We start from the raw sequence: 20,591 nt of genomic DNA on the forward strand, positions 1-20,591 counted from the left end.
ATGTCAACGCTACAAGTTATCATTGTGTCAGGACGTTCAGGCTCGGGTAAGACATCGGTTCTCAATATCATGGAAGACTTCGGCTATTATCCAATTGATAATTTGCCACTCTCGCTAGTCCCTAGCGCCATTGATAAACTTGTACATGACAGCCAAATTTATAAAATCGCCATTGGTGTCGATGTACGCTCGCCACAAGCGGACTTATCGCGGTTTGCTGAGGTCTATCATAAGCTTATAGAAACTTATAGCAAACCGGCGATTAAAATACTGTATGTGACTGCCCAAGAAAGCGTCCTGGTGGCACGGTTTGACGCCACGCGCCGTCTGCATCCGTTAATGGCGGTTTCGGGTAATCTACCCAATGCCATCAAAAAAGAAATCGATATTTTAGAGCCGATTGCTATTCGCGCTGATATCAAAATTGACACCAGCCTACTTAATATCCACCAACTCAAAGAAGTCATCCGCGATCACTTGGGTGTGGATAATGCGGTAACCGTTAATATTTTATCCTTTGGGTTTAAATATGGGGCACCGATTGATGCCGATTTTATTTTTGATGTGCGTACCCTACCAAACCCCCATTGGAAGATTGAACTGCGCAACCAGACAGGGCTAGATGATGATGTCAAAGCATTTTTTGATGACTATAGCGAAGTAGATGACATGGCGAATGATATTATCGCTTTTTTTAAAAAATGGCTGCCGCCTTTTTTGCACAACAATCGCCATACCGTGACCATCGCTATCGGCTGTACTGGGGGCAAACACCGCTCTGTGTATATCGCAGAGAAATTGGGCGAATCACTGACCCAGTCGCTACCCAAAGAGATGGTAGTACGTATCAAGCACCGTGAAAAAAATCGCTGGTAGTGCGTTCTGAATCAACTTTATACTTATGATTGATAACTTTGAGATTGATAAATGATTAATTTTGCTGAAATGGATATGGCAGTTAGCCGTACCGAACTAAAAAAAGCCCATGAACGCCTACAGCGACTGGCTGAGCCGCTTGCCAATTTGTCAAAAAAACAGATGAAGGCACTGCCTGCCAGTGAGTTTTTTTTGGATGACTTGCTGCAGCTTGCCGATATCACCAGCCATGAAGCACGTAAACGTCACATTAAGCGTTTGGGCAAATTGCTGGCTGAAGAAGAACCGCATGCGATTGTCGAATTTTTATTTCGCCATACCTTTAGCCCTGAGCAACAAGCCAAAATTGAAAGTTGGCAAACGCGCCTAAATTTGCAAGATGACAATACCTTAAAACAATTTACCAAAACTTTTTTTGACAGTGAATTCAACACCATCAAGCAGCTGCTGATTTGGATTGCCTATGCTGAATACACCCAAGATGATGAATTGATGGAAGAAAGCGTGGCTGATTTACACACTTATATCCGCCAAGTGGCGATTTTGTCCAAAGGTAAATAGTTGGACTGACTGCCAGTTTTCTAACCCCTTATCCCTATGTGGCTTGGCTAGTGAGTATTGCTTTTTTGGTGAGTTGGGGTTGGCGCGCTAGCCTATGAGTCGATTTTTTACTACCAAAGCTATTTTCATCATAAAATAACGTAAAATTGCTTTTATTTTATAGAGTGAGCCGCTAAGGTATGCCATCAGCCTTAGCCATCCTGTCCGCAATGAGTCATTTTCACCAGTTACGTCAACACACCCAGTCCAATCCCAACTATCCCAACCAAATTCGCCAGTGGCGCGTGATTGTCATGGCGATTTCGGCATTTATTTTTAATACCACCGAATTTGTGCCGATTGCGCTGCTGTCTGACATTGGTCATAGCTTTGCCATGCCGGTAGAAACGGTGGGGCATATGATAACCATTTATGCTTGGATTGTGGCTATTTTGTCGCTCCCTGCGATGCTTGTCACTGCCCGTATCGAACGCCGTAAGCTATTGATAGCATTATTTGTTATTTTTATCGGGGGGCATGCGGTGTCGGTGATGGCGCAAAGTTTTGCCATGCTGCTGGTTGGGCGGGCATTGATTGCGCTAGCGCATGCGGTGTTTTGGTCAATTACCGCAAGCCTTGTGGTGCGTGTGGCGCCCAAAGATCGTCAAACCAAAGCCTTGGGGCTATTGTCGATGGGTAGCGCGCTGGCGACGGTGCTTGGGCTGCCGTTGGGTCGGATGATTGGGCAGTGGCTTGGGTGGCGGATGACGTTTGGTACGATTGGCGCGGCTGCGCTCTTGGCAATGATTATGGTGTGGTGGATTTTACCAAAACTGCCGAGCAAAGATGTCGGCTCAGCCGCAAGTCTACCCAGTATTTTTAATAATATTCCCTTGCTCACTGTCTATACACTCACTGTGCTATGTGTGACGGCACACTTTACAGCATACAGTTATATTGAGCCTTATATGCTGACGATTAGTCAGTTTAGTCAGCAATTTGCCACAGTGATTTTGCTGAGTTTTGGGGTGGCAGGGTTGCTAGCGAGCTGGCTATTTGGGCACTTTTACGACCGTTTCCCACGGGCGTTTTTGATTAGCGCGATGGCAACGCTGCTGTTTTCGTTGTTGGCATCCGCTTGGCTGCCCCATGTGCCAATCTTGTGGCTTGCCCTAGCCTTGCTGTGGGGCTTAGCAATTACGGCGATTAGCCTTGCTTTGCAGCTACGCGTATTGCAGCTTGCGCCCAATGCCACTGATGTAGCGATGTCAATTTTTTCAGGAATTTATAACATCGGTATCGGCGGCGGCGCGTTCGTCGGTGGACTGGTGATTGCAAGCTTAGGACTGGCTATGGTGGGTTATGTGGGGGCAGGTATCGCGCTCATTGCCATGGTTTGTTTAATGGTGTATTTGGCGCGCACCCAAAAGTAATCAAACCCGGAGCTTACTTGTAATTAGGCTTGCGCTTAGACTTACGATTGGGTTTGCTTGCAGCCGACTTTTCCCACTGACAAATTAACTGATATTCAGCGTTTCTACCAATGCCTGTTTGAGTTTTTCGAGGCGCTCATCCGATAGCGGTTTGTCCTCATGGTCAGTGATAAAGAACATATCTTCGGCGCGCTCACCCAATGTGGTAATGCGGGCAAAATGCACTTCAATATCATGCGCCAAAAACACCTGCCCCACACGCGCAAGCAAGGCTGGCTGGTCAAGGGTTTCCAAAATCATCATATGCTGATTGGATTGCGGGTTAAAATTAAAAGACACTTTGGTGGGCACATGAAAATGCTTGAGCTGTCTGGGCATGCGTCGCTGCGCTACCTCAGGCAACGTTGGACTAATAAAGGCTTGTTTTAGACGCTCAACGAGCTCTGTTTGGCGCTCGGTATCGGTGAGTAGCGTGCCATGTCGGTCAAGCAGTACGTAAGAATCTAGAGCAAAATCTCGCGAAGCGGTGATGACGCGCGCATCGAGTACGTCCAAATCCATTTGGTCAAACACGGTCATGGTCACCGCAAATAAATTGGATTGGTCATGAGTGTAGATAAATACTTGCACGGCATCGAGTGCCAACTCGCGATGTTCACGCAAAATAATCAGTGGCTCAGGTTGCTCGCTCTCTGTGCGTTGTTTTTGTACCTCATCATGCGCCATGATGGCTTTGGAATGCCAAACAATATCGCTTGGGACTTCACGCAAAAAATACTCTTCCCCTAGCCCATCCCACAGGCTTTCAATGTCAGCCAAGCCATTATCACCCGCTAGCAAATCACGGGCACTTTGCTTGTTACTGGCAATCATGTCTTGGCGGTTCATCGGCGCATCGATATCAGCTCGCAGGATACGGCGGGTTTGGGTATATAGTTGACGCATCAAGGTTGCGCGCCAACTGTTCCAAAGCTGCGGGTTGGTGGCATTCATATCGGCAACGGTGAGCACATACAAATAATTCAAATAAGTCACATTCCCGACTTTATCGGCAAATTCTGCGACAACTTCGGGGTCAGAGATGTCTTTTTTCTGCGCGGTCATCGACATCAATAAATGCTGAGACACCAACCAGCCGACAAGTTCAGCATCGGCTTGGCTTAAACCATGTGACAAGCAAAACTTGATGGCATCTTGCTCGCCAAGTTCACTGTGGTCACCGCCCCGACCTTTGGCAATATCATGGAAAATCGCTGCTAACACCAGCATTTCTTTACGGTCAATACGGCGGTAGATACCACTGACAAGCGGATAGGTATCAACATAATTGTCATCGGTAAAGCGGTGCAACATACGTATCAACATCAAAATATGGGCATCTACCGTATAACGGTGGAATAAGTCATATTGCATCAACCCAGTAATTTGCCCAAAAGCAGGCAAATAGCTACCTAGCACGCCATAACGCTTCATGACTCGCAGTCGCCAAAATAGCAGATTTTGCTCTTTGATATTGTCCATAAACATGGCTTTGTTGGCGGGGTCATTGCGAAAATGCTCATCAATGCCGCGCGCGGCGATTTTCAAAATCCGTAGCGTGCGGGTACGAATATGGCGAATATTTTGCTGACCCATCAACAAAAACATTTCTAAAATCGCGGTCGGATGTTGGGCAAACACACGGCTATGCGTCACCGCAATGCGATCACCGACCAGTTTAAAACGCTCATTAATCACCTTTCTCACGGGGCGCTGTTCATCGGGTAGACGCGCCTCAATCAAGGTTTCATAGTAGTGCTGGGTGAGCATTTCAGACAATGTTGAGTTTGACATGGCATAACGGTAATAATCGCGCATAAACTGCTCAACTGCGGCATTGGGATGCGAATTGTCACGGTAACCGATACGCTCAGCAATTAGGCGCTGATAGTCAAATAAAACACGGTTTTCATTGCGTTTGGCAATTTTGTGCAAATGATGGCGAATCAACCACAAAAAATCTTCCGCTTGTTGCAGCTCATCAAATTCTTTTTCGGTAATAAATTCTTGCTGCACCAGTCCAAACAAGTTTGTCACGCGAAAATAGCGCTTACTAATCCAGCCGACAGTATGAATATCTCGCAAGCCCCCAGGCGCGTTTTTCAGGTCAGGCTCTAGGTTATACTCCGTCGAATTATGTTTAACATAGCGCTCTTTGGCTTCTGCCATTTTGGCCTCATAAAACTTGGTTTGTGACCAGTTTTTATTGAGTAGCTGCATCGGCAACCCAGCTTGGGCAACGTTGCCCGCCAAAATTCGTGCTTCTAACAGACTTGTTGCGACCGTGATATCATCGTGACAAGCCTTATCACATTCTTCAACGGAGCGCACCACCAAAGCAGGATCAATCCCAATATCCCAGAGCTTAGCGACGAACGGGGAAATTTTTTGGTTCAAGGCCTCATCAATCGGGTTTGGACTTAACAGCAATAAATCCACATCGGAAAACGGGTGTAACTCCCCACGCCCATACCCCCCTGTGGCAAACAGCGTCAAATCGGTTTGATCAAGTTCATACAACTCAAATAAGGCTTCCATCATGCTATCAATCGCACAGCAGCGCCCCATGACGACTTGGCGAATCGGTATGCCAGATGCCAGCGCCTTATCCAAGTCCGCTTCCACTGCGGCTAACCAAGCGGGTATGCCAAGATTGGCTTCGCCTTGCAGGCTAAGCGCAGGCAGTGGGGTAAAATACGGTAGTATCGGTGGGCAAGTAAACATAGCAAATCCTAATCGACGCCATTGTTATCAGAGTTAGCAGAGCAATTTAAGTATTACAAATTTGATGCAAAAAAGCTAGCCGCCGCTTGTAGCGAAAACTTGCGCTTAAAAACTTGGGCTTAAAAGCTTAGCAATAGGAAAATTATTGCTTGTTAATTATTGATTGTCAAAAGACGGTGACGCTGGCTCATCATCAAGCAGGGTGTTGTTATGGGTGAGATAGGGACATTTGTCTTTGCGAAAGGCATGGGTCAGATGTTGTGCCACAAAATTGACAGTTTCTACGGGCTGTTCGCTAGCCGTTTCTCGCAATAGTTTGGACGGTGCATGGGTTAACGTTTGGGTGAGTTTACGGGTCAGTTCGGTTAACACGGCTTCGGCTGCATGACCGTCGGCAAGCTGCTGTAAGGATTGGCTTAAAATCATATCCGCATGGTGTTTGGCTTGCTCACGGTACTGCTGAATATCCTGACCCACTTGGCGTACCAAGTATTTGCGCTCAATCGCCACCACGATTTGGCTCACCAATAATTCTGCTTCTACGGCAGCTTGGCGACGCTGTTCAAGGTTGCCTGCAATCACATGTTGTAAGTCATCGATTGAGTATAAATACACGTCATCTAGCTCACTGACGATAGGGTCAATATCGCGAGGCACGGCCAAATCAATCATTAACATGGGCTGATGACGGCGCTGTTTTAACGCCTGTTTCACCATGGTTTTATCAATCAAGGTATATAAGCTACCGCTACAGCTGGTCACAATATCCGCTTGCGGCAACACGCTAGGTAATTGATCAAGCGGGGTAATCTCAATCTGCGGTACAATCGTTTCAAGCTCAGAGGCAAGCAGCGCGGCACGCTCAGGACTGCGATTACAGATGATGACTTTGCCGACACCAAGACCTGCGATATTGGTCGCAACCAGCCGATTCATCTCACCTGCCGCGACCACCAGCAAAGTGTTGTTGCTAGGTTTTTGAAAAATTTGGGTAACCAATTTGGCAGCGGCAAAGCCTAACGATACCGCTTGTGAGCCTACCCGCGTTTCGTTACGCACTTGTTTGGCGGCAGCAAATACCTGCTGAATCACCCAGCTAAGCTTACTCGAGATACCTTCTTTGGCACGGGATTGGCGCACCGCCTGTTTGATTTGTCCCAAAATCTGCGGCTCGCCTAAAATCATCGAGTCTAGCCCAGACGCTACCCGCACCCAATGTAGCAGTGCGTGGTTATTTTGATATTGATACAGGTGTGGCACGATTTTTTGCATGGGCGTGTTTTTAAAAGCCGCTAGCCATTCAATCACTTGTGACATCGTGCTAGTAAGGGTCTGTCCTTCGGGGGCTAGCGCATAGATTTCAGTGCGGTTGCAGGTCGATAAAATCACCGCGCCTTGGGTGATCGCTTTGAGCGAATCTAGGGCAATCGGCAAATCTTCAGCAGCAAACGCCAATTGCTCACGCATGGCAACTGGCGCTGTTTTATGATTTAACCCAATAACCAGAAGCTGCATATAACGTACTGACCTTAAAAATGACCGCGTTTATCAAAGCCGATTTTTGTGAACCTAACTGGTGCTAGCTAAGCGACATCCAGCCCATATCAGCCTATCGACATTTGTCATGTTTGATAACACAGGGGGAAAAGTGGCAATATAAAGAAACCTAAAGCAACTTAATAATAAACACTTAATAAAAGTAAAGTAGAAAAGTGGATTATTATACCATTGCTAATAACAAATGAAAAACATCCGGCTTTTTTGATTCAGGAAAATTCTTTAACCACGTTTTAAAGCATTACAATCTAAGGCATTAACATGCCTAGCATTTTGGACAGTCATTCGAGCTATCATCATATTTTTTTACTTAACTCTGCCACATCTGCTCGTTTGGTTGCTATTTACCCATACGATTTAACCATAATTCTACATAGTTTAATCCGTCGCAGCCTTATAATTCAATTTTATTTATGAACATTTTGTTACATCTTACTTGTCATTGACTGTAATACTGACTGTAATTTTTAGGTACGTTACTGTCCAAGCGAGCTAAATGCGAAAGTTGTTTCCAGCGGTTATTTCATCGGCTTGTTGCGCTGTGCGTGGTTGTCCCCTCAATCCACGCTTTTTTGCATCGAAATATGTCAAGCCTTATTGTTTATCGATTTATTTGCCGATGCAGTTATCCACGCCGCAGCAACTTTTTGTCAATCTAAAGCCCAATCTGAAATCTAACCTAAAACCGCTTGATGTATTTAAGCCTTTTACCGCTTTAGGTAAAAATGTAGTCGCGACTACGCTCACGTTGGCAAGTTTATTGTTTAGCCCAGCGGTTTTTAGTGCCGGGGCAAATTTTGCATCCGCTAGTCAGTCTGTTAATCAGCCGAGCGCTGTGGTCAGCACCCAGCCCAGCCTGTATGCGATTTTGATGGCAGAGTTTGCCGCAGATCGGGGTCGTATCGATCAGGCGTTAGCGACCTACAAGCAGCAGTCTTTTTTGGCGGATGCGGCCCCCGTATTTGAACGCGCACTGGGTTTATCTTTACAAAATGAACCGCCACAGTTGTCGCTCGCTTTTGCCAATGCGTGGCAGCAGCAAAACCCTGACCATGTGCCGGCAATTTTTTATGTGACCCATTTGGCACTCAAAGCGCACGAGTATGAATTAGCCGGTGAAAAGCTCAATCAAATTTTGCAGTACGACCCTGACGCTGATTTAAGTCAGATTTTGATTGGGATTTATCCCACCGAAACCCGTGACCAAGCTGAATTGCTTGCTACGCTCAATCGATTAGATATCAAAAACAACCCTTCACTACTGGTGATGAAAGCAGGTCTGCTGCTACAGTTTCAACAGCCCAAAGCCGCGTTAGTGGCGATTAATCGGGCGCTTAAAACCAACCCAAAAAGCCCGGCTTTTTTGACGTTAAAAGCAGATATCTTACAAGCCTTATCGCCTAGTAATCAAGTGATTGCGTTTATTGCGCAGGCGCGTAAAACCGTCCCTGACAATAAAGCGCTATTTGTCTATCAAATTCGCTATATGCTCAAACAAGGCAAAAGCACGCAAGTATGGCAACAGCTTAATGCCCGTGCTAATCAGCAGTTTTTGGCAGATGAAGAAATCAAACTGCTGGCCGCTTTGGTGGGTATTGATTTAAAAAAATACGCCGCAGCAGATCGCTTGCTCAAAGCGTTGATTGCCAGCCCCAACTTTAAGGACCAAGCCAATTATTATTTGGCTGTCAGTGCCGAACGCCAGAACCTAATTAATGATGCGATTGGCTACTATGGCAAAGTGATGCAACCTGACTTGGTGCTCAAAGCCAGACAGCAACAGATTGATTTGTTAATCTCGCAAAGTCGTTTTGATGAAGCGATTGCCAGTAGCATCAAATTACGGGAGCAATTTGACAGTTTTGCGCCGCAAAGCTACATCATGCAAGCCAATATTTTGCAAAAAAACAACCAAACCGCGCAAGCGTTAGCCTTGCTTAATAGCGCACAAACCAATTTACCCAATAATACCGATATCTTATTTGCCAAAGTGTTGTTACTGCCCGATGATGATGACGCCAGTAAACTGCGACTGTTAAAAGAGTTGATTCGCCTTGCACCGGCAAACGTGGATTATCAACTCGAATATGCGCAAACCTTGGTCAATTTAAAACAAAATAATGAAGAAGTGACCGCCCTACTGACGGCATTAATCAATGACAAAGAAGTCGGTTTAAAGGCGCGGCAAATATTGTCGCAACAAGCGCTGCATCAGGCTAATAACGCCACCGTCATTAGTCTGTTATCAGATAATTTTGATATCGTACCCGATGTGATTAGTGGCCTGCTGCTGCAACAAGCCTACTTAAATTTGGGCAACCAAAAAGAAGCGGCTCGCATCAACCAAATCTTGGTCCATGAACTCGGTTATCAACCCAAAAATCTGCAATAGCGCTGCCTAAAATCGTCTCTAAGCGTGACGACTAGCAAGTAATGACGGTTGTAAGGCAGATAAACAACAGATAAATAATAACCGCTTTTTCACCAATTTGAGCAGTTAAGCAAAACAGGCTTAACAATGGCTATTTATAGTTTACCCATCAGTTTTTTAAACCATTATACTTGAGCGCAACCAGTTAACATTTGATGAAAACTTGATTAACAAATTTGATTAACATTTGAGGATATTATGCATTTATTACCAGCGGTCACCAGCAAAGTCACGGTGTTAAGTATTGCCTGTTTGGGCATCAGTAGCATGCTGCTAACAGGCTGTCAGTCCGTACAGGCAACAACTAAGCCCATCGCAGCCAAGCCTGTCGCAACAGTGATGACAACTCCTGTGGTCAATACCCAAACAACCACGGCGCCATCGACCACATCTACTGAGCAAGCGGCTGCAAGTACGCTACCAAGCGCGCAATTTACCATCAATGGTAAAATTGGCATGACCACGCCGCAGCAGGCAGGCAGCGCGTTTTATATTTGGACACAGCAAGGACAAAACTTTGCCATTGAGATTGCCGGTGCGATGAATGCAGGTCAAACCAAAATCAGCTACAATGGTCAATCTGCGACGTTAACTAATGAAAAAGGCACCATTAATGCCGCTACCCCTGAAGAATTGCTATTACGTGCAACCGGTTGGCAAGCGCCCATTTCACAGCTGCCTTACTGGATTCAAGGTCAGCCAGCACCGAGTGATGCCAATGGTAAAAAAGACAGCACTAATCGCCTAGTGAGTGCCCAAAATGGCGATTGGACAGCCACCTTTAGCTATAGCAACAGTAACGATAAACTGCCTTCTCGCTTAACTGCCAGTCATCCGGGTGGCTATAAAGTGGTGATGACCATCAATCGGTTAAGCTAGTCATGCAACCGAAAAGAGGCGTGAGGTGTTCCTCAACGCTTTTTTATACCATTAACTGTTAGCATTATGAATTTTTTGCGGACGCAGCTTTGGCATACAACCGACACCAAGCCCATGCCACCGCCGCGCAAATCCCCCATGCCAAGTTCATAGATACCAGGGTATGACTGAAAAAATGGTCACCTATCAACATTTTGTACCCACCCATTAGCCAAGCTATCACCGTCACCATCGCTGCGATTTGCCAGCGCTTGTGCCAAAGACTTGGGATAAACGCCCAAGCATACAGGGCGAACCCAGCACTGGCATGCGCTGCAGGGAAGCATTTTGAGCGGGTGCCGGCTTGGATGTCTTCTAGTATCGTGAGATAGGGATATTCACCGCCAAAAATTTGCAAGTGATTGGGACACACCACATGCGTCACCCCTTTAAGCGATGCGATAATCAAAGGTACCAACACCATCACGACGAATAGATAGCCCATTTCGGTCAGTGATAGTCGCTTAAAAGGCTTAAACCATGCCTGTTGCTTGGCAAGCCAGTGACTTGATGGGCGGCGTTGTAATAAGTAGCGTTGTAGCCATGCGATTGCTATATACACTTCAAACGCAATTAATAATCTTTTGGGAATGGTATAAAAAATTAAGTTAGGGAGTAGTGATTCTTTGGCAAGCAGCCAGCCATCTGTGGGGGAATAAAAATACTGGCTGATAGCTACATCGATGGCACTGTGCTCCAGCGTTAGCGTAAAGATAATCGCCAGCACCAGTCCGAGCACGGTCTGCCTACTGGCAAAATTTTTTAATTTAGCGATCTGTATACTCATCTATTTTGAACCATCTATCTTGCCGTCACTGTCGCTGGAGTTGGACGCACTTGTTAGGTCTAACATTACTTAAATGGCTCTAATTACCCAAATAGCTTTACTGGATAACTTTACTTGATAAATAATGGTTTGCCTTGTACGGTTTGCGCACGCACATCAAACAGTTTTAACAAAGTTGGGGTAATAGCATCATGGGTAAGCTCAGTATTAGATGGCACTGCTTGAATGCCTGAGTGCTTACCTGCCCAAAACATCGATGCGACGTGTTTTTGCGCTTTAGGCGCGATTTTATAAGGCATGCCATGTAAATAGATGCCGTTTTCGCCCAGACTTTCACCGTGGTCACTGACATACAGCATCGCTACTTGGTGGGTGCTGTCGTATTTGTCTAACCAGTTCACCGTTTTTGCCAAAAAGTCATCGGTGGCAAGTAGCGCATTGTCAAAGGCATTAATCACGCTTTGTGGGTCGCATTTGGCAAGTTCATTGGTTTGGCAGACTGGGGTGAATTTTTCAAATTGCTTATCATATCGTTTAAAATACGCAGGTCCGTGATTACCCATTTGGTGCAGCACAATTAGGGTGTCCTGGTTAAGCGTATTCTGGTTAGCTAGTTGTTTGACGTAGTCATCTAAGCCTACTAGCATACCCACATCGCGGCACTCGCCATAGGGGTTGGTATTACACATCGTATTGTTGCGCGCGGTTTTATAATCGACAAAATCTGCCGCGGGCAAACGATTAGTGACGCCTTTTGAGCTTGAGTTGTTATCACGCCACAAGATATTGACCTTTAGGCGATGTAAGGTATCAAGTACGTTTTCTTGGTAGTTGGCGGTATCCACATCGTAGTCTTTCATACCGACATAACTAAACATACAGGGCACCGAATAAGCGGTTGAGGTACCGCAGGCGATGACTTGGTTAAAATTAGTTACCCCAGCCGTCGCTGCCATCTGCGGGAAGGTGGTTCGGTTATACCCATTTAGCTGCACATGGTCGCCGCGCGCGGTTTCCCCGACTACAAATACCACCAGTTTTGGCTTACGGGTGGTGGGGTTGCTCACCTGCACCGCATCGGTTGCATGCATGATTTGGGTTTTGGGTGCCTGTGCTTGTTTGAGCTGGATACTGGCAAGTTTACCCAGTGCATATACAGGGGTTGCAGGATTGGTATAGCTACGAAGCTGTTTATGTTCACGGAAAAAACTGGCGTAATTTTTACTCATCGCCAAAATCGGTAACACCACCAAGCCAATGCTGACCAAATACGTCAAGCCGCGCTGCAATATGCTGCGCTTGATGGGGGGAAATGTGACCTTTTGCCACGCCACCCATACACTAGGCAATACCCCAAGCAATAAAATGCGTAAGATAAAATTGACGTTAAACAAATCAGCGCTTTCTGCTTTATCGGTTTGTAGCGCATTTTGTAGCATATTGACATCATAGACAGTGCCATAGGTATCTGTAAAATACGCCGTGACTGCCGCGGTCAATAGCAAAAAAATCAATACCACTTTAAGGGTATAACGATAGCTAAGCAGCACAATAACCAGTAGCATCACACCGCATAGCACCAACGGCAATGAGCCTATAAAGCCAATATGCTGGGCAAACGGATAGACTGCCGTGGCTTTATCAAAGAAAGTAATATTGGCGGTTAGGGTCAAAAATAGCGCGACAATACCCATCATCACATAAGCATTGACACCTTGAGTACTAACACCTTTAGTATTAATACCTTGTTGACGCCATGCTAACCATCGAGAGTTATTCACTGACATACGATTACTTACCTTATCTAAATGCACCAAAAAATAGCCATTATATAATAACCAAATTTAGGATGAGGCTATCATACAGATTTAGCTTAACTGAACCTTAAGACACCCATCTATCAAGCAATTATGCTAAAAAAACCACCGCAATCGCTACAAACATTGGGTGGTGACAGCGACACAGAGAGTTGATAACGCTAAGCGGTGGCAGACTGTAAACTGGCAAACGGAATAAAGGCGAGTAATGGCTCATAATCCTGTTTGAGCTCACGTTTTCGATAATAATCTTCCACCATATGTGCTTGCTGCTCTATGCCATAACGACCAAATGGCTTATTGGCTTGCAGCTCGTAGCTATAGCGCCGATTGAGCAGGGCGCGGCGAAACACCTTAACGCCTTGTTGGATTTGCCAGACATGGGTCAATTCATGCACAAGCCACGCGCGCAGATAGACATTTTGCTGACTAAAATCATCACAAAAATCTGCTGGATGAAAATACACATGACCATTGGGACTGACCGCATAACCTTTGAGTACCCACCATGCGGTTTTTAGGCGTATACTATCAAGCTGTAACGTATCACCAAAGACGCTACCCGCGATGGCCTTTTCGCCCTCGGTTAGTGGACGGCATCGAGCAGGTTGTTTTGAAAAACACATCATCATTTCACAGAGTTTGTCCAAGATTTGGTTAAGCCAAAAAAGCCATCGTGCCTTACCAGCTTTTATTTGTAGCAAAAAATACGGGATAACAAATACAAGTTTGTTGTTATCCTAGTGACTATTTTATACTAAATCAACATGCGCTAATTAAAACGTGAGCTAATTAACAAGGAGGGCTTTATGCCATTAGAATCTGTTGCCATCAATAACTTTGAAAACAATAGCATTGACGATCCTGAACTCAAATTGCGGGTGGAAAAATTGTACGACAGCTCGCCTGAGTTTGCGACAGGTCGTGATGCTGTGGCGTTTTTTGAAAAGGCCTTTGCCAAGGGTGATATCCTGTATTTGGGGATGTTTAATGAAAAACCGATTGCCGCGATGGGCTGCTTCAATGAAGGCATCGAGTCTAGCCGCTTGCTACAGTACATTGTACTACATCCCGCCAATCGCGGGCGCGGTCTTGCCCCCAAATTCGTCAAACAAGTCACTGACATTGAGCGCAAAAAAGGCAATACCAAATTTGTACCTGGCTGCGGTGCCATTCATCGTATTTTAGCCATGTACGAGTTGATATAAATTCAGATTTTGCCAGTTACTAGCAACTTTTTGCAAAAATTTTGAAATAGTGCTTGACACCTTTGGCGATTTTTAGTTTAATAGCCGCTCAAATACTGATGCTGACAAACATGGCGCGGTAGCTCAGTCGGTAGAGCAACGGATTGAAAATCCGTGTGTCGGCAGTTCGATCCTGCCCCACGCCACCATCATTTGTCTTAGGTATAAATCGATTAACCCCAAGCTTATTAGTTTGGGGTTTTTTGTTGTCAGTCATTTTTATATCACTGCCCCCTATCAACTACCGCCAGACTTAACTGTCTAGCGGTTTTATCAGCTTAAATCTTGGCACAGCTTCGCCATTGACTTCCACCGTTTCGGCAAACATCGCAAGCGGTCGCACCCACACCCCATAATCGCCATAAAGGGCACGATAGACAATCAGTTCTTCTTCAGTCTCGCTATGCTTGGCAAGATGTAATACTTGATACAAATTGCCTTTGTAATGCTGATAAATACCCAATTTAATCTCAATCACGAGTTTTGACATCCAATAATTCAATTTCAAAGGTTAAGTCTGAATTTGGCGGGATTTTCCCGATTTGGCGCTCACCATAAGCCAAGTGACTTGGCACGATGAGTTTGCGCTTACCACCAACTTGCATGGCTATGAGATTGGCAGGGTCTTCAATTTGGCTGTCGTAGCCAATTTTTTGGGCATATTCGCCACCCAAAACGCCCACGTCCCAACCTTTAATCACCCGCCCTGTGCCAATCACGGCTTCAAACGGTTGCCCACGATGATGCGATGAGTCAAATACCGTGCCATCTGGCAAATAGCCTGTATAATGGGCAGTAATCAGCGCCCCACGCTCGGCAGTTTTACCTGTGCCGATAATTAGGTCTTGGAATTGCAGTTTACTTGTCATATTTATTTTCCGTTATTTTTCATTATTTTCCCTTATGGGATAGTTGGGTAAACTCTTGTACTTGCTGACACAGTATATCCCATAGGTTAATCTGGGCATTGACGCTGCCCCACGCATTATGGGGGGTAAAAATCACTCTTGGGTGGTCTTTAAGTGTGAGTAATGGGTCGTTGTCTTTAATCGGTTCATGTTCAAACACATCTGCCCCATAGCCTAATAATTTACCTTGTGTAACGGCATCAGCCACCGCCTGACTATCGACCACGCCACCGCGCGCGACATTGATAATCAATGGTTTTTTTGTCATCTTGGCAATGCTATCGGCATTCACTAAATGCTGCGTTTGCTCCGTCAATGGACAATGCAAGGTAATGACATCGGACTGAGCAAGCACATCATCAAACGCACTATAGTCGCTATTTCTTGGCGGTTTGTTTTGGTGTTCGGCTATCAATACCGTCATACCAAAGACTTTGGCAATTTCCCCAACCCGTTTGCCAATCGTGCCATAGCCAATAATGCCCAGCGTTTTGCTTTCAAGGTCAATGAGTGGTGTATCGAGCAGACAAAAGCGACCATCTTTTTGCCAGTCACCCTTGACCACTTCATGATGATAGTGGCGAGCCGCTCGCATGGCTGAGAGTATCAGCATAAAGGTATGCTCGGGGACGCTTTTGACCGCATAGCCTGCCACGTTTTTAACAGTAATGCCGTGCTTGTCACAAGCGTCTTTATCGACGTTGTTCATCCCTGTGGCGGTCAGTTGGATGAGTTTGAGCTTTGGGAGCTGCGCGATAATTTCGGCGGTAAGCTCAACTTTATTGGTGATGACAATATCCGCGTCTTGGCAACGCTCAATGATGATTTTGGGGTCATTGGGCGTTTGCGCATAGACTTGATAGTCGCTCAGTCCGTGTGGGGTTGTTAATTCTAAATCAGCGGAAAAGGTGGCTCGGTCGAGGAAGATGGCTTTCATTTTTAAATCCCTTTTTATTCAAATAGTTCGCTATGTGTTCCTGCACGAGTAAAATAAACTGTTTCAAATTTTGTGATGGTTTGAATTTTGTAGATTAATAAAAAATCGCCACCCACATGTAACTCTCGAAATCCTGCCCAATTTCCTTTTAGTTCATGGTCTTTCCACTCTGCCCCTAACGGCTCATTATTGGCAATTAATAACAGCATGACTTCTTTGAGCCTGACCATGTCATAACGTCCTGTTTTCACTAGCCTTTGCCAATCATTCAAAAAATCTTTGGTAAAATCTGAGGCTCTTGGTAAATTCGTGCGTTTTGAATTAATCGGCTTTTTCGAGGGCATCAAACAATTCCTTGTCACTGCTAAATCGGGCTTGCTTGTCTGCAATCATGGCGTCAACGTCTTGCATCGCACGTTGCGTGGTGGCGTTAGGAATTGCGACGTCAAACGGAATAGACTTTGTTGCCGTAACTTGACGTAAAAATAGACGAATCGCTTGCGCAGGCTTAATACCTAGTTCGTCAAACACTTCAAAGGCTTGGCGCTTTTCATTGGCATCAAGTCGAAATTGATACATAGTTGATTGTGTCATAGCTACTGACCTCTATAAAAAGCAAAAATGTAGTGATATTATCACTACATTTTAAAATAAAACCATTGGTTAAGCAATAGACTTTAGGAAATCATCACTTTGGCATAAGCTTTTTTACCTGCTTGAATCACCACAGTTTGTCCTGCAGTGAGGGCAAATCCTGCATCCACGACCTGCCCATCCACTTTCACCGATTGGTTTTTCAAAAAGTCTTTGGCTTGCGCTGAGTTTTTTACCAAATTGGCTTGGTTTAACACTTGGGTGATAAATAACTGCGCTTGCCCATCAAGGCTAATCGTCACCTCTGGCAAATCCACTGGCAACTCACCATCTACCAAGCGATTGCCCGCTGATTTGTGCGCGTTTTCGGCGGCTTCTTTGTCATGGAAACGCTCAATCAGCTCTAGTGCCAAAATACGTTTGACTTCTTGCGGATTGCGCCCGTTTTCGATGTCCTTTAGCAAGGCTTCGACTTCATCCATAGGTTTGAAGCTAAGTAGCTCAAAATAACGCGCAATCAAAGTGTCTGGCATGGACAAGATTTTTTGGTACATTGAGCCTGCGCTGTCATAAATGCCGATATAATTGCCAAGCGATTTACTCATTTTTTGTACGCCGTCTAAACCTTCCAAAATCGGCACGGTGATACAGACTTGTGGTACTTGACCGTAGCGAGATTGCAGGGTACGACCCATGAGTAGGTTAAAGGTTTGGTCAGTACCACCTAGCTCAACATCGGCTTGCATGGCGACTGAGTCATAACCTTGCACCAGTGGATACAAAAATTCGTGAATCGAAATCGGCGTTTGTGAGGCATAGCGTTTTGAGAAGTCATCGCGCTCGAGCATACGAGACACGGTTTGCTGGCTTGCCAAACCAATCATGTCGCCTGCCGACATTTTGCTAAACCAATCGGAGTTAAACATCACTTGGGTTTTGGCGGGGTCAAGGATTTTAAATACTTGCTCTTTATAAGTTTGGGCATTCTCCAAGATTTTTTCTTCAGACAACGGCGGACGAGTGGTATTTTTACCCGTTGGGTCGCCAATGCGAGCGGTGTAATCCCCAATCAAAAACAACACTTGGTGTCCCAAATCCTGAAAATGCTTGAGTTTATTGATTAAAACCGTATGACCCAAGTGCAAATCGGGTGCGGTCGGGTCAAACCCTGCTTTGACTCGCAGTGGGCGGTTTTCTTTAAGTTTTTTAATTAAATCGTCTTGCGAAATAATTTCGTGCGTACCACGTTGGATGAGTTTGAGTTGTTCTTCTGCTGCTAAAAATCCATGAGTAGAATCGGTCATGCTTACCTCGAAAAAAGCGCGGGTTAAAACGGCTAAAAAAAAGTGAAGTTTAGCCATTATAGCAAATTTGCAGATAAAATAAGGCAGGCTTTTAGTATGCTATAATCAAGGCACTCTCTACTTTGACAGCCCGAACGAGAATAATTATGAGCCAAATGTTGCCGACTGGACTACCTGCCAACCTGCCTTTTGATGAAGGATTTTTTAGCCATTTTACCGACATCATGGATGATATGATGACAACCAAAGAAAACCCGCTTGCCGACTCGCCGTATGTGATTGGCATGATGAGTGGCACCAGCCTTGATGGACTCGATGCGGTGCTGTGCCAGTTTTATGAGATTGATGAGGACAATGATGAGCCTGTCGAGATTTTGGCGACGGTAAGCGAGCCGTTTCCCGATGATTTACGCGCCGTGTTGTTAGCGCTCACCCAACCAAACGGGGTGGCACAACTCATCGCTGATGATAATTTGGCGTTCGAGAGCGAACTTGATGTATATGGTTGGGCGAGTGTGTTTTATGCTGAATTTGCCGCAAATTTGGTCAATCAATTGCTCGAGAAAGCGCAGGTCACCCCTGATGAAGTAACCGCGATTGGTTGTCATGGGCAAACCGTGCGTCATCGCCCACAGTGGTCATTTAGCTTGCAACTGCTTGACCCGAATGTACTCGCTGAGCGCACAGGCATTGCAGTGGTGAGTGATTTTCGGCGCCGTGATATGGCAGTGGGTGGGCAAGGCGCGCCACTCGTGCCTGCGTTTCACCAAGCCATGTTTGCCACACCGCCTTATCATGCCGATAAAGTTATGCCAAAAGTGATTTTAAATTTAGGCGGTATCGCCAATATCACGGTACTTGATGGCAGCGATGATGTGATTGGATTTGATACAGGGGTGGCAAATTTGCTCATTGATGCTTGGTGTCAACGTCATACTGAGCAAAGCTATGATCACAATGGGGACTGGGGAAAATCGGGGCAAGTGATTGAGCCGTTATTAAATTTGCTTTTGACCCACCCATTTTTTGCCAAGCCATTCCCAAAAAGCACCGGGCGAGAGGAGTTTAATTTGGCTTGGCTTGACGCTATGCTAGAACAATTGAGTCAGCAATTCCCCAATTTGGCGTATTCACCTGCCGATGTGCAAGCGACGTTGGTGGCGCTTACTGCTAAATCCGTCAGCGATGCCATTGTGTCCGTCACTGATGGGGCACAAGGCGAGTTGTTTGTCTGTGGTGGTGGGGCGTTAAATGCCTATTTAATGAGCCGTTTACAAGATAATTTAGTCACTTGGACCATACAAACTACCGACAAAATTGGGTTGTCGCCGTTGTGGGTCGAAGCCGTAGCGTTTGCGTGGCTGGCTCAGCAGACGATTTTGAACGTACCGAGTAACTTGCCAAGCGTGACCGGGGCAAATAAAAAAGTGGTGCTTGGGCAGGTGTGTTTCTAGAACAATTGGTTTTAAGTTGAAAGTTAAATCAATTGTTTTAAAGCGATAATTATGTTATAGTTTTAGCTATAAATGGATTGGGGGTGCCCAGTCGGCGTTATAGTCTCGGTGGATTCATCGGGACTTTTCGCTTTTTAGGAGTATGGGTTTTTAGTTTACTATCTCTCTACTTATGGAAAATGCTTTAACCCCACTTGGTCAAATTCTCTGCCAACTTGGTTTCGCCCACCTTTACAATAAAATTTTGCTTTCAAAATTTCAAATGCACGATTAGCTTGATCTGGTTGATACACATAACGACCAATCGGGCGAGCTACCAAATCCACCAATTGTAAACCCACAGAGTTAGTCATTTTTGAAACGAATTTGACCTTGAAAGGCAAAGGGATTTTAAAACGATTTTCACCATTGCAAATTCGCAAAAATTCCAACTCTAATTCGTTATCTTCTTTTGCACCACGACTCTCTACTGCCACAAACGTGATTTTATCCTGTTGAGATTTTTCAATCATCAATTCATAAAGTGTTTCGATACAATGCTTTAGGGAATAGTGATAAGCGTGTAATTCTTTGATTTGCTCAGCTTTAATTTTATGCTTTTCAATTACATGAGCGATTAAAATAAAGTTACTTTCACTCATGATTTGATTCAACTTTTCTAAAAATTGACGCTTTTCTTCAGCTGATTTAAAAATATTGAAATCGCCTTTTTCTTTTCGAATTTCATGTTCATGTAAAACCACGAAATCATGTCCAAAAGTATCAAACTTTAAACGTTGGACTTTGGGTACAACTTTATTTAAGTAATGCGATTTATAAAACACACAGAAAGCGAGAGCGAAAATTGGATAACTCTTATCAATAGACGTTAAGCTATGGTCGCCACTTTCGTCCACATACACCATAAAATCGCTAAATTGTGGCATTTATAACCCTTAAAAACATTGTTTAATTTATCAGATATTATATACAATCAACCTAAAGACGTTAAAGTTATTGTGTTTACACTCGTACACTATTTTTGC

Annotated in this window: 19 protein-coding genes and 1 tRNA gene; 8 read left to right on the forward strand and 12 right to left on the reverse strand. The window is 45.0% G+C overall.

Features of this window, described 5'->3' with window-relative positions; translation table 11 throughout:
- From rapZ to H9W84_RS00190, 3 genes are all read left to right on the forward strand, one after another.
- Positions 1–876: an RNase adapter RapZ gene (gene rapZ / locus H9W84_RS00180; protein ID WP_128681119.1), complete on the forward strand. Its 876-nt coding sequence runs from the start codon at positions 1–3 to the stop codon at positions 874–876.
- A gap of 51 nt (positions 877–927) precedes the next feature.
- Positions 928–1,437, forward strand: coding sequence for a ribosome biogenesis factor YjgA (gene yjgA / locus H9W84_RS00185; protein ID WP_065253902.1), 510 nt, complete (start codon positions 928–930; stop codon positions 1,435–1,437).
- Positions 1,438–1,616: 179 nt separating this feature from the next.
- On the forward strand, positions 1,617–2,849 hold the full coding sequence (locus H9W84_RS00190) for a sugar transporter (protein WP_007116565.1): 1,233 nt from the start codon (positions 1,617–1,619) through the stop codon (positions 2,847–2,849).
- Positions 2,850–2,933: 84 nt separating this feature from the next.
- Here H9W84_RS00190 and glnD read toward each other — a convergent pair whose 3' ends face one another.
- Together glnD and hemA are read right to left on the reverse strand one after the other, a co-directional pair.
- The gene (gene glnD, locus H9W84_RS00195; RefSeq protein ID WP_239741150.1) at positions 2,934–5,612 is read right to left on the reverse strand and encodes a [protein-PII] uridylyltransferase; all 2,679 of its coding nucleotides are present in this window, start codon (positions 5,610–5,612) and stop codon (positions 2,934–2,936) included.
- A 156-nt stretch (positions 5,613–5,768) separates the two neighbouring features.
- Positions 5,769–7,127, reverse strand: coding sequence for a glutamyl-tRNA reductase (gene hemA, locus H9W84_RS00200; RefSeq protein WP_239741151.1), 1,359 nt, complete (start codon positions 7,125–7,127; stop codon positions 5,769–5,771).
- 538 nt (positions 7,128–7,665) lie between these two features.
- On the opposite strand from hemA, the gene H9W84_RS00205 reads away from it, so the two are divergent.
- Both H9W84_RS00205 and lolB read left to right on the forward strand, forming a co-directional pair.
- Positions 7,666–9,561: a tetratricopeptide repeat protein gene (locus H9W84_RS00205; RefSeq protein WP_239741152.1), complete on the forward strand. Its 1,896-nt coding sequence runs from the start codon at positions 7,666–7,668 to the stop codon at positions 9,559–9,561.
- 306 nt (positions 9,562–9,867) lie between these two features.
- Positions 9,868–10,479, forward strand: a complete 612-nt coding sequence (gene lolB, locus H9W84_RS00210; RefSeq protein WP_420846662.1) for a lipoprotein insertase outer membrane protein LolB — start codon at positions 9,868–9,870, stop codon at positions 10,477–10,479.
- A 64-nt stretch (positions 10,480–10,543) separates the two neighbouring features.
- On the opposite strand, the gene H9W84_RS00215 is transcribed toward lolB, so the two are convergent.
- The 3 genes from H9W84_RS00215 to H9W84_RS00225 all read right to left on the reverse strand — a co-directional run bounded on the left by H9W84_RS00215 (position 10,544) and on the right by H9W84_RS00225 (position 13,748).
- On the reverse strand, positions 10,544–11,305 hold the full coding sequence (locus H9W84_RS00215; RefSeq protein WP_239741154.1) for a PAP2 family lipid A phosphatase: 762 nt from the start codon (positions 11,303–11,305) through the stop codon (positions 10,544–10,546).
- A gap of 110 nt (positions 11,306–11,415) precedes the next feature.
- Positions 11,416–13,092 carry a phosphoethanolamine transferase gene (locus H9W84_RS00220; protein WP_275579703.1) on the reverse strand — a complete coding sequence of 559 codons (1,677 nt, stop codon included), beginning with the start codon at positions 13,090–13,092 and terminating at the stop codon, positions 11,416–11,418.
- 191 nt (positions 13,093–13,283) lie between these two features.
- Positions 13,284–13,748 carry a type IV secretion protein Rhs gene (locus tag H9W84_RS00225; RefSeq protein WP_239741157.1) on the reverse strand — a complete coding sequence of 155 codons (465 nt, stop codon included), beginning with the start codon at positions 13,746–13,748 and terminating at the stop codon, positions 13,284–13,286.
- Between the two features lie 183 nt (positions 13,749–13,931).
- Between H9W84_RS00225 and H9W84_RS00230 the strand changes: the two genes are divergently transcribed.
- Both H9W84_RS00230 and H9W84_RS00235 read left to right on the forward strand, forming a co-directional pair.
- Positions 13,932–14,330 carry a hypothetical protein gene (locus H9W84_RS00230; protein ID WP_007116574.1) on the forward strand — a complete coding sequence of 133 codons (399 nt, stop codon included), beginning with the start codon at positions 13,932–13,934 and terminating at the stop codon, positions 14,328–14,330.
- Between the two features lie 112 nt (positions 14,331–14,442).
- A tRNA-Phe gene (locus H9W84_RS00235) sits at positions 14,443–14,518 on the forward strand.
- 104 nt (positions 14,519–14,622) lie between these two features.
- On the opposite strand, the gene H9W84_RS00240 is transcribed toward H9W84_RS00235, so the two are convergent.
- From H9W84_RS00240 to tyrS, 6 genes are all read right to left on the reverse strand, one after another.
- Positions 14,623–14,844 carry a DUF1653 domain-containing protein gene (locus H9W84_RS00240; RefSeq protein ID WP_100285376.1) on the reverse strand — a complete coding sequence of 74 codons (222 nt, stop codon included), beginning with the start codon at positions 14,842–14,844 and terminating at the stop codon, positions 14,623–14,625.
- Positions 14,840–15,238, reverse strand: a complete 399-nt coding sequence (locus tag H9W84_RS00245; RefSeq protein ID WP_239741158.1) for an FKBP-type peptidyl-prolyl cis-trans isomerase — start codon at positions 15,236–15,238, stop codon at positions 14,840–14,842. Before H9W84_RS00245 ends, H9W84_RS00240 begins: the two co-directional genes overlap by 5 nt.
- Positions 15,239–15,260: 22 nt before the next feature.
- Entirely contained in the window at positions 15,261–16,214 is a 954-nt protein-coding gene (locus H9W84_RS00250) for a D-2-hydroxyacid dehydrogenase (RefSeq protein WP_239741160.1), read from the reverse strand.
- A gap of 14 nt (positions 16,215–16,228) precedes the next feature.
- Positions 16,229–16,558: a type II toxin-antitoxin system YafQ family toxin gene (locus H9W84_RS00255; RefSeq protein ID WP_062333171.1), complete on the reverse strand. Its 330-nt coding sequence runs from the start codon at positions 16,556–16,558 to the stop codon at positions 16,229–16,231.
- A complete protein-coding gene (locus tag H9W84_RS00260; RefSeq protein WP_239741162.1) occupies positions 16,536–16,808 on the reverse strand; it encodes a type II toxin-antitoxin system RelB/DinJ family antitoxin in 273 nt (90 codons plus the stop codon). The genes H9W84_RS00255 and H9W84_RS00260 overlap by 23 nt, the downstream gene beginning before the upstream one ends.
- Before the next feature lie 83 nt (positions 16,809–16,891).
- Positions 16,892–18,112 carry a tyrosine--tRNA ligase gene (gene tyrS / locus H9W84_RS00265; protein ID WP_239741163.1) on the reverse strand — a complete coding sequence of 407 codons (1,221 nt, stop codon included), beginning with the start codon at positions 18,110–18,112 and terminating at the stop codon, positions 16,892–16,894.
- Between the two features lie 224 nt (positions 18,113–18,336).
- Between tyrS and H9W84_RS00270 the strand changes: the two genes are divergently transcribed.
- On the forward strand, positions 18,337–19,566 hold the full coding sequence (locus tag H9W84_RS00270) for an anhydro-N-acetylmuramic acid kinase (RefSeq protein ID WP_239743569.1): 1,230 nt from the start codon (positions 18,337–18,339) through the stop codon (positions 19,564–19,566).
- A 170-nt stretch (positions 19,567–19,736) separates the two neighbouring features.
- On the opposite strand, the gene H9W84_RS00275 is transcribed toward H9W84_RS00270, so the two are convergent.
- Complete coding sequence (locus H9W84_RS00275) at positions 19,737–20,492, reverse strand: DUF3800 domain-containing protein (protein WP_239741165.1); 756 nt, start codon at positions 20,490–20,492, stop codon at positions 19,737–19,739.
- Positions 20,493–20,591 lie beyond the last annotated feature (99 nt).

This window comes from Moraxella tetraodonis, assembly GCF_022359095.1.
In the GTDB taxonomy this organism is placed as follows: Bacteria; Pseudomonadota; Gammaproteobacteria; order Pseudomonadales; family Moraxellaceae; genus Faucicola; species Faucicola tetraodonis.

Coding starts and splice junctions, on each gene's coding strand:
- rapZ (WP_128681119.1), top strand. CDS start 1: ATGTCAACGCTACAAGTTATCATTGTGTCAGGACGTTCAGGCTCGGGT.
- yjgA (WP_065253902.1), top strand. CDS start 928: ATGATTAATTTTGCTGAAATGGATATGGCAGTTAGCCGTACCGAACTA.
- H9W84_RS00190 (WP_007116565.1), top strand. CDS start 1,617: ATGCCATCAGCCTTAGCCATCCTGTCCGCAATGAGTCATTTTCACCAG.
- glnD (WP_239741150.1), bottom strand. CDS start 5,612: ATGTTTACTTGCCCACCGATACTACCGTATTTTACCCCACTGCCTGCG.
- hemA (WP_239741151.1), bottom strand. CDS start 7,127: ATGCAGCTTCTGGTTATTGGGTTAAATCATAAAACAGCGCCAGTTGCC.
- H9W84_RS00205 (WP_239741152.1), top strand. CDS start 7,666: ATGCGAAAGTTGTTTCCAGCGGTTATTTCATCGGCTTGTTGCGCTGTG.
- lolB (WP_420846662.1), top strand. CDS start 9,868: ATGCTGCTAACAGGCTGTCAGTCCGTACAGGCAACAACTAAGCCCATC.
- H9W84_RS00215 (WP_239741154.1), bottom strand. CDS start 11,305: ATGAGTATACAGATCGCTAAATTAAAAAATTTTGCCAGTAGGCAGACC.
- H9W84_RS00220 (WP_275579703.1), bottom strand. CDS start 13,092: ATGTCAGTGAATAACTCTCGATGGTTAGCATGGCGTCAACAAGGTATT.
- H9W84_RS00225 (WP_239741157.1), bottom strand. CDS start 13,748: ATGTGTTTTTCAAAACAACCTGCTCGATGCCGTCCACTAACCGAGGGC.
- H9W84_RS00230 (WP_007116574.1), top strand. CDS start 13,932: ATGCCATTAGAATCTGTTGCCATCAATAACTTTGAAAACAATAGCATT.
- H9W84_RS00245 (WP_239741158.1), bottom strand. CDS start 15,238: ATGACAAGTAAACTGCAATTCCAAGACCTAATTATCGGCACAGGTAAA.
- H9W84_RS00250 (WP_239741160.1), bottom strand. CDS start 16,214: ATGAAAGCCATCTTCCTCGACCGAGCCACCTTTTCCGCTGATTTAGAA.
- H9W84_RS00255 (WP_062333171.1), bottom strand. CDS start 16,558: ATGCCCTCGAAAAAGCCGATTAATTCAAAACGCACGAATTTACCAAGA.
- H9W84_RS00260 (WP_239741162.1), bottom strand. CDS start 16,808: ATGACACAATCAACTATGTATCAATTTCGACTTGATGCCAATGAAAAG.
- tyrS (WP_239741163.1), bottom strand. CDS start 18,112: ATGACCGATTCTACTCATGGATTTTTAGCAGCAGAAGAACAACTCAAA.
- H9W84_RS00270 (WP_239743569.1), top strand. CDS start 18,337: ATGGATGATATGATGACAACCAAAGAAAACCCGCTTGCCGACTCGCCG.
- H9W84_RS00275 (WP_239741165.1), bottom strand. CDS start 20,492: ATGCCACAATTTAGCGATTTTATGGTGTATGTGGACGAAAGTGGCGAC.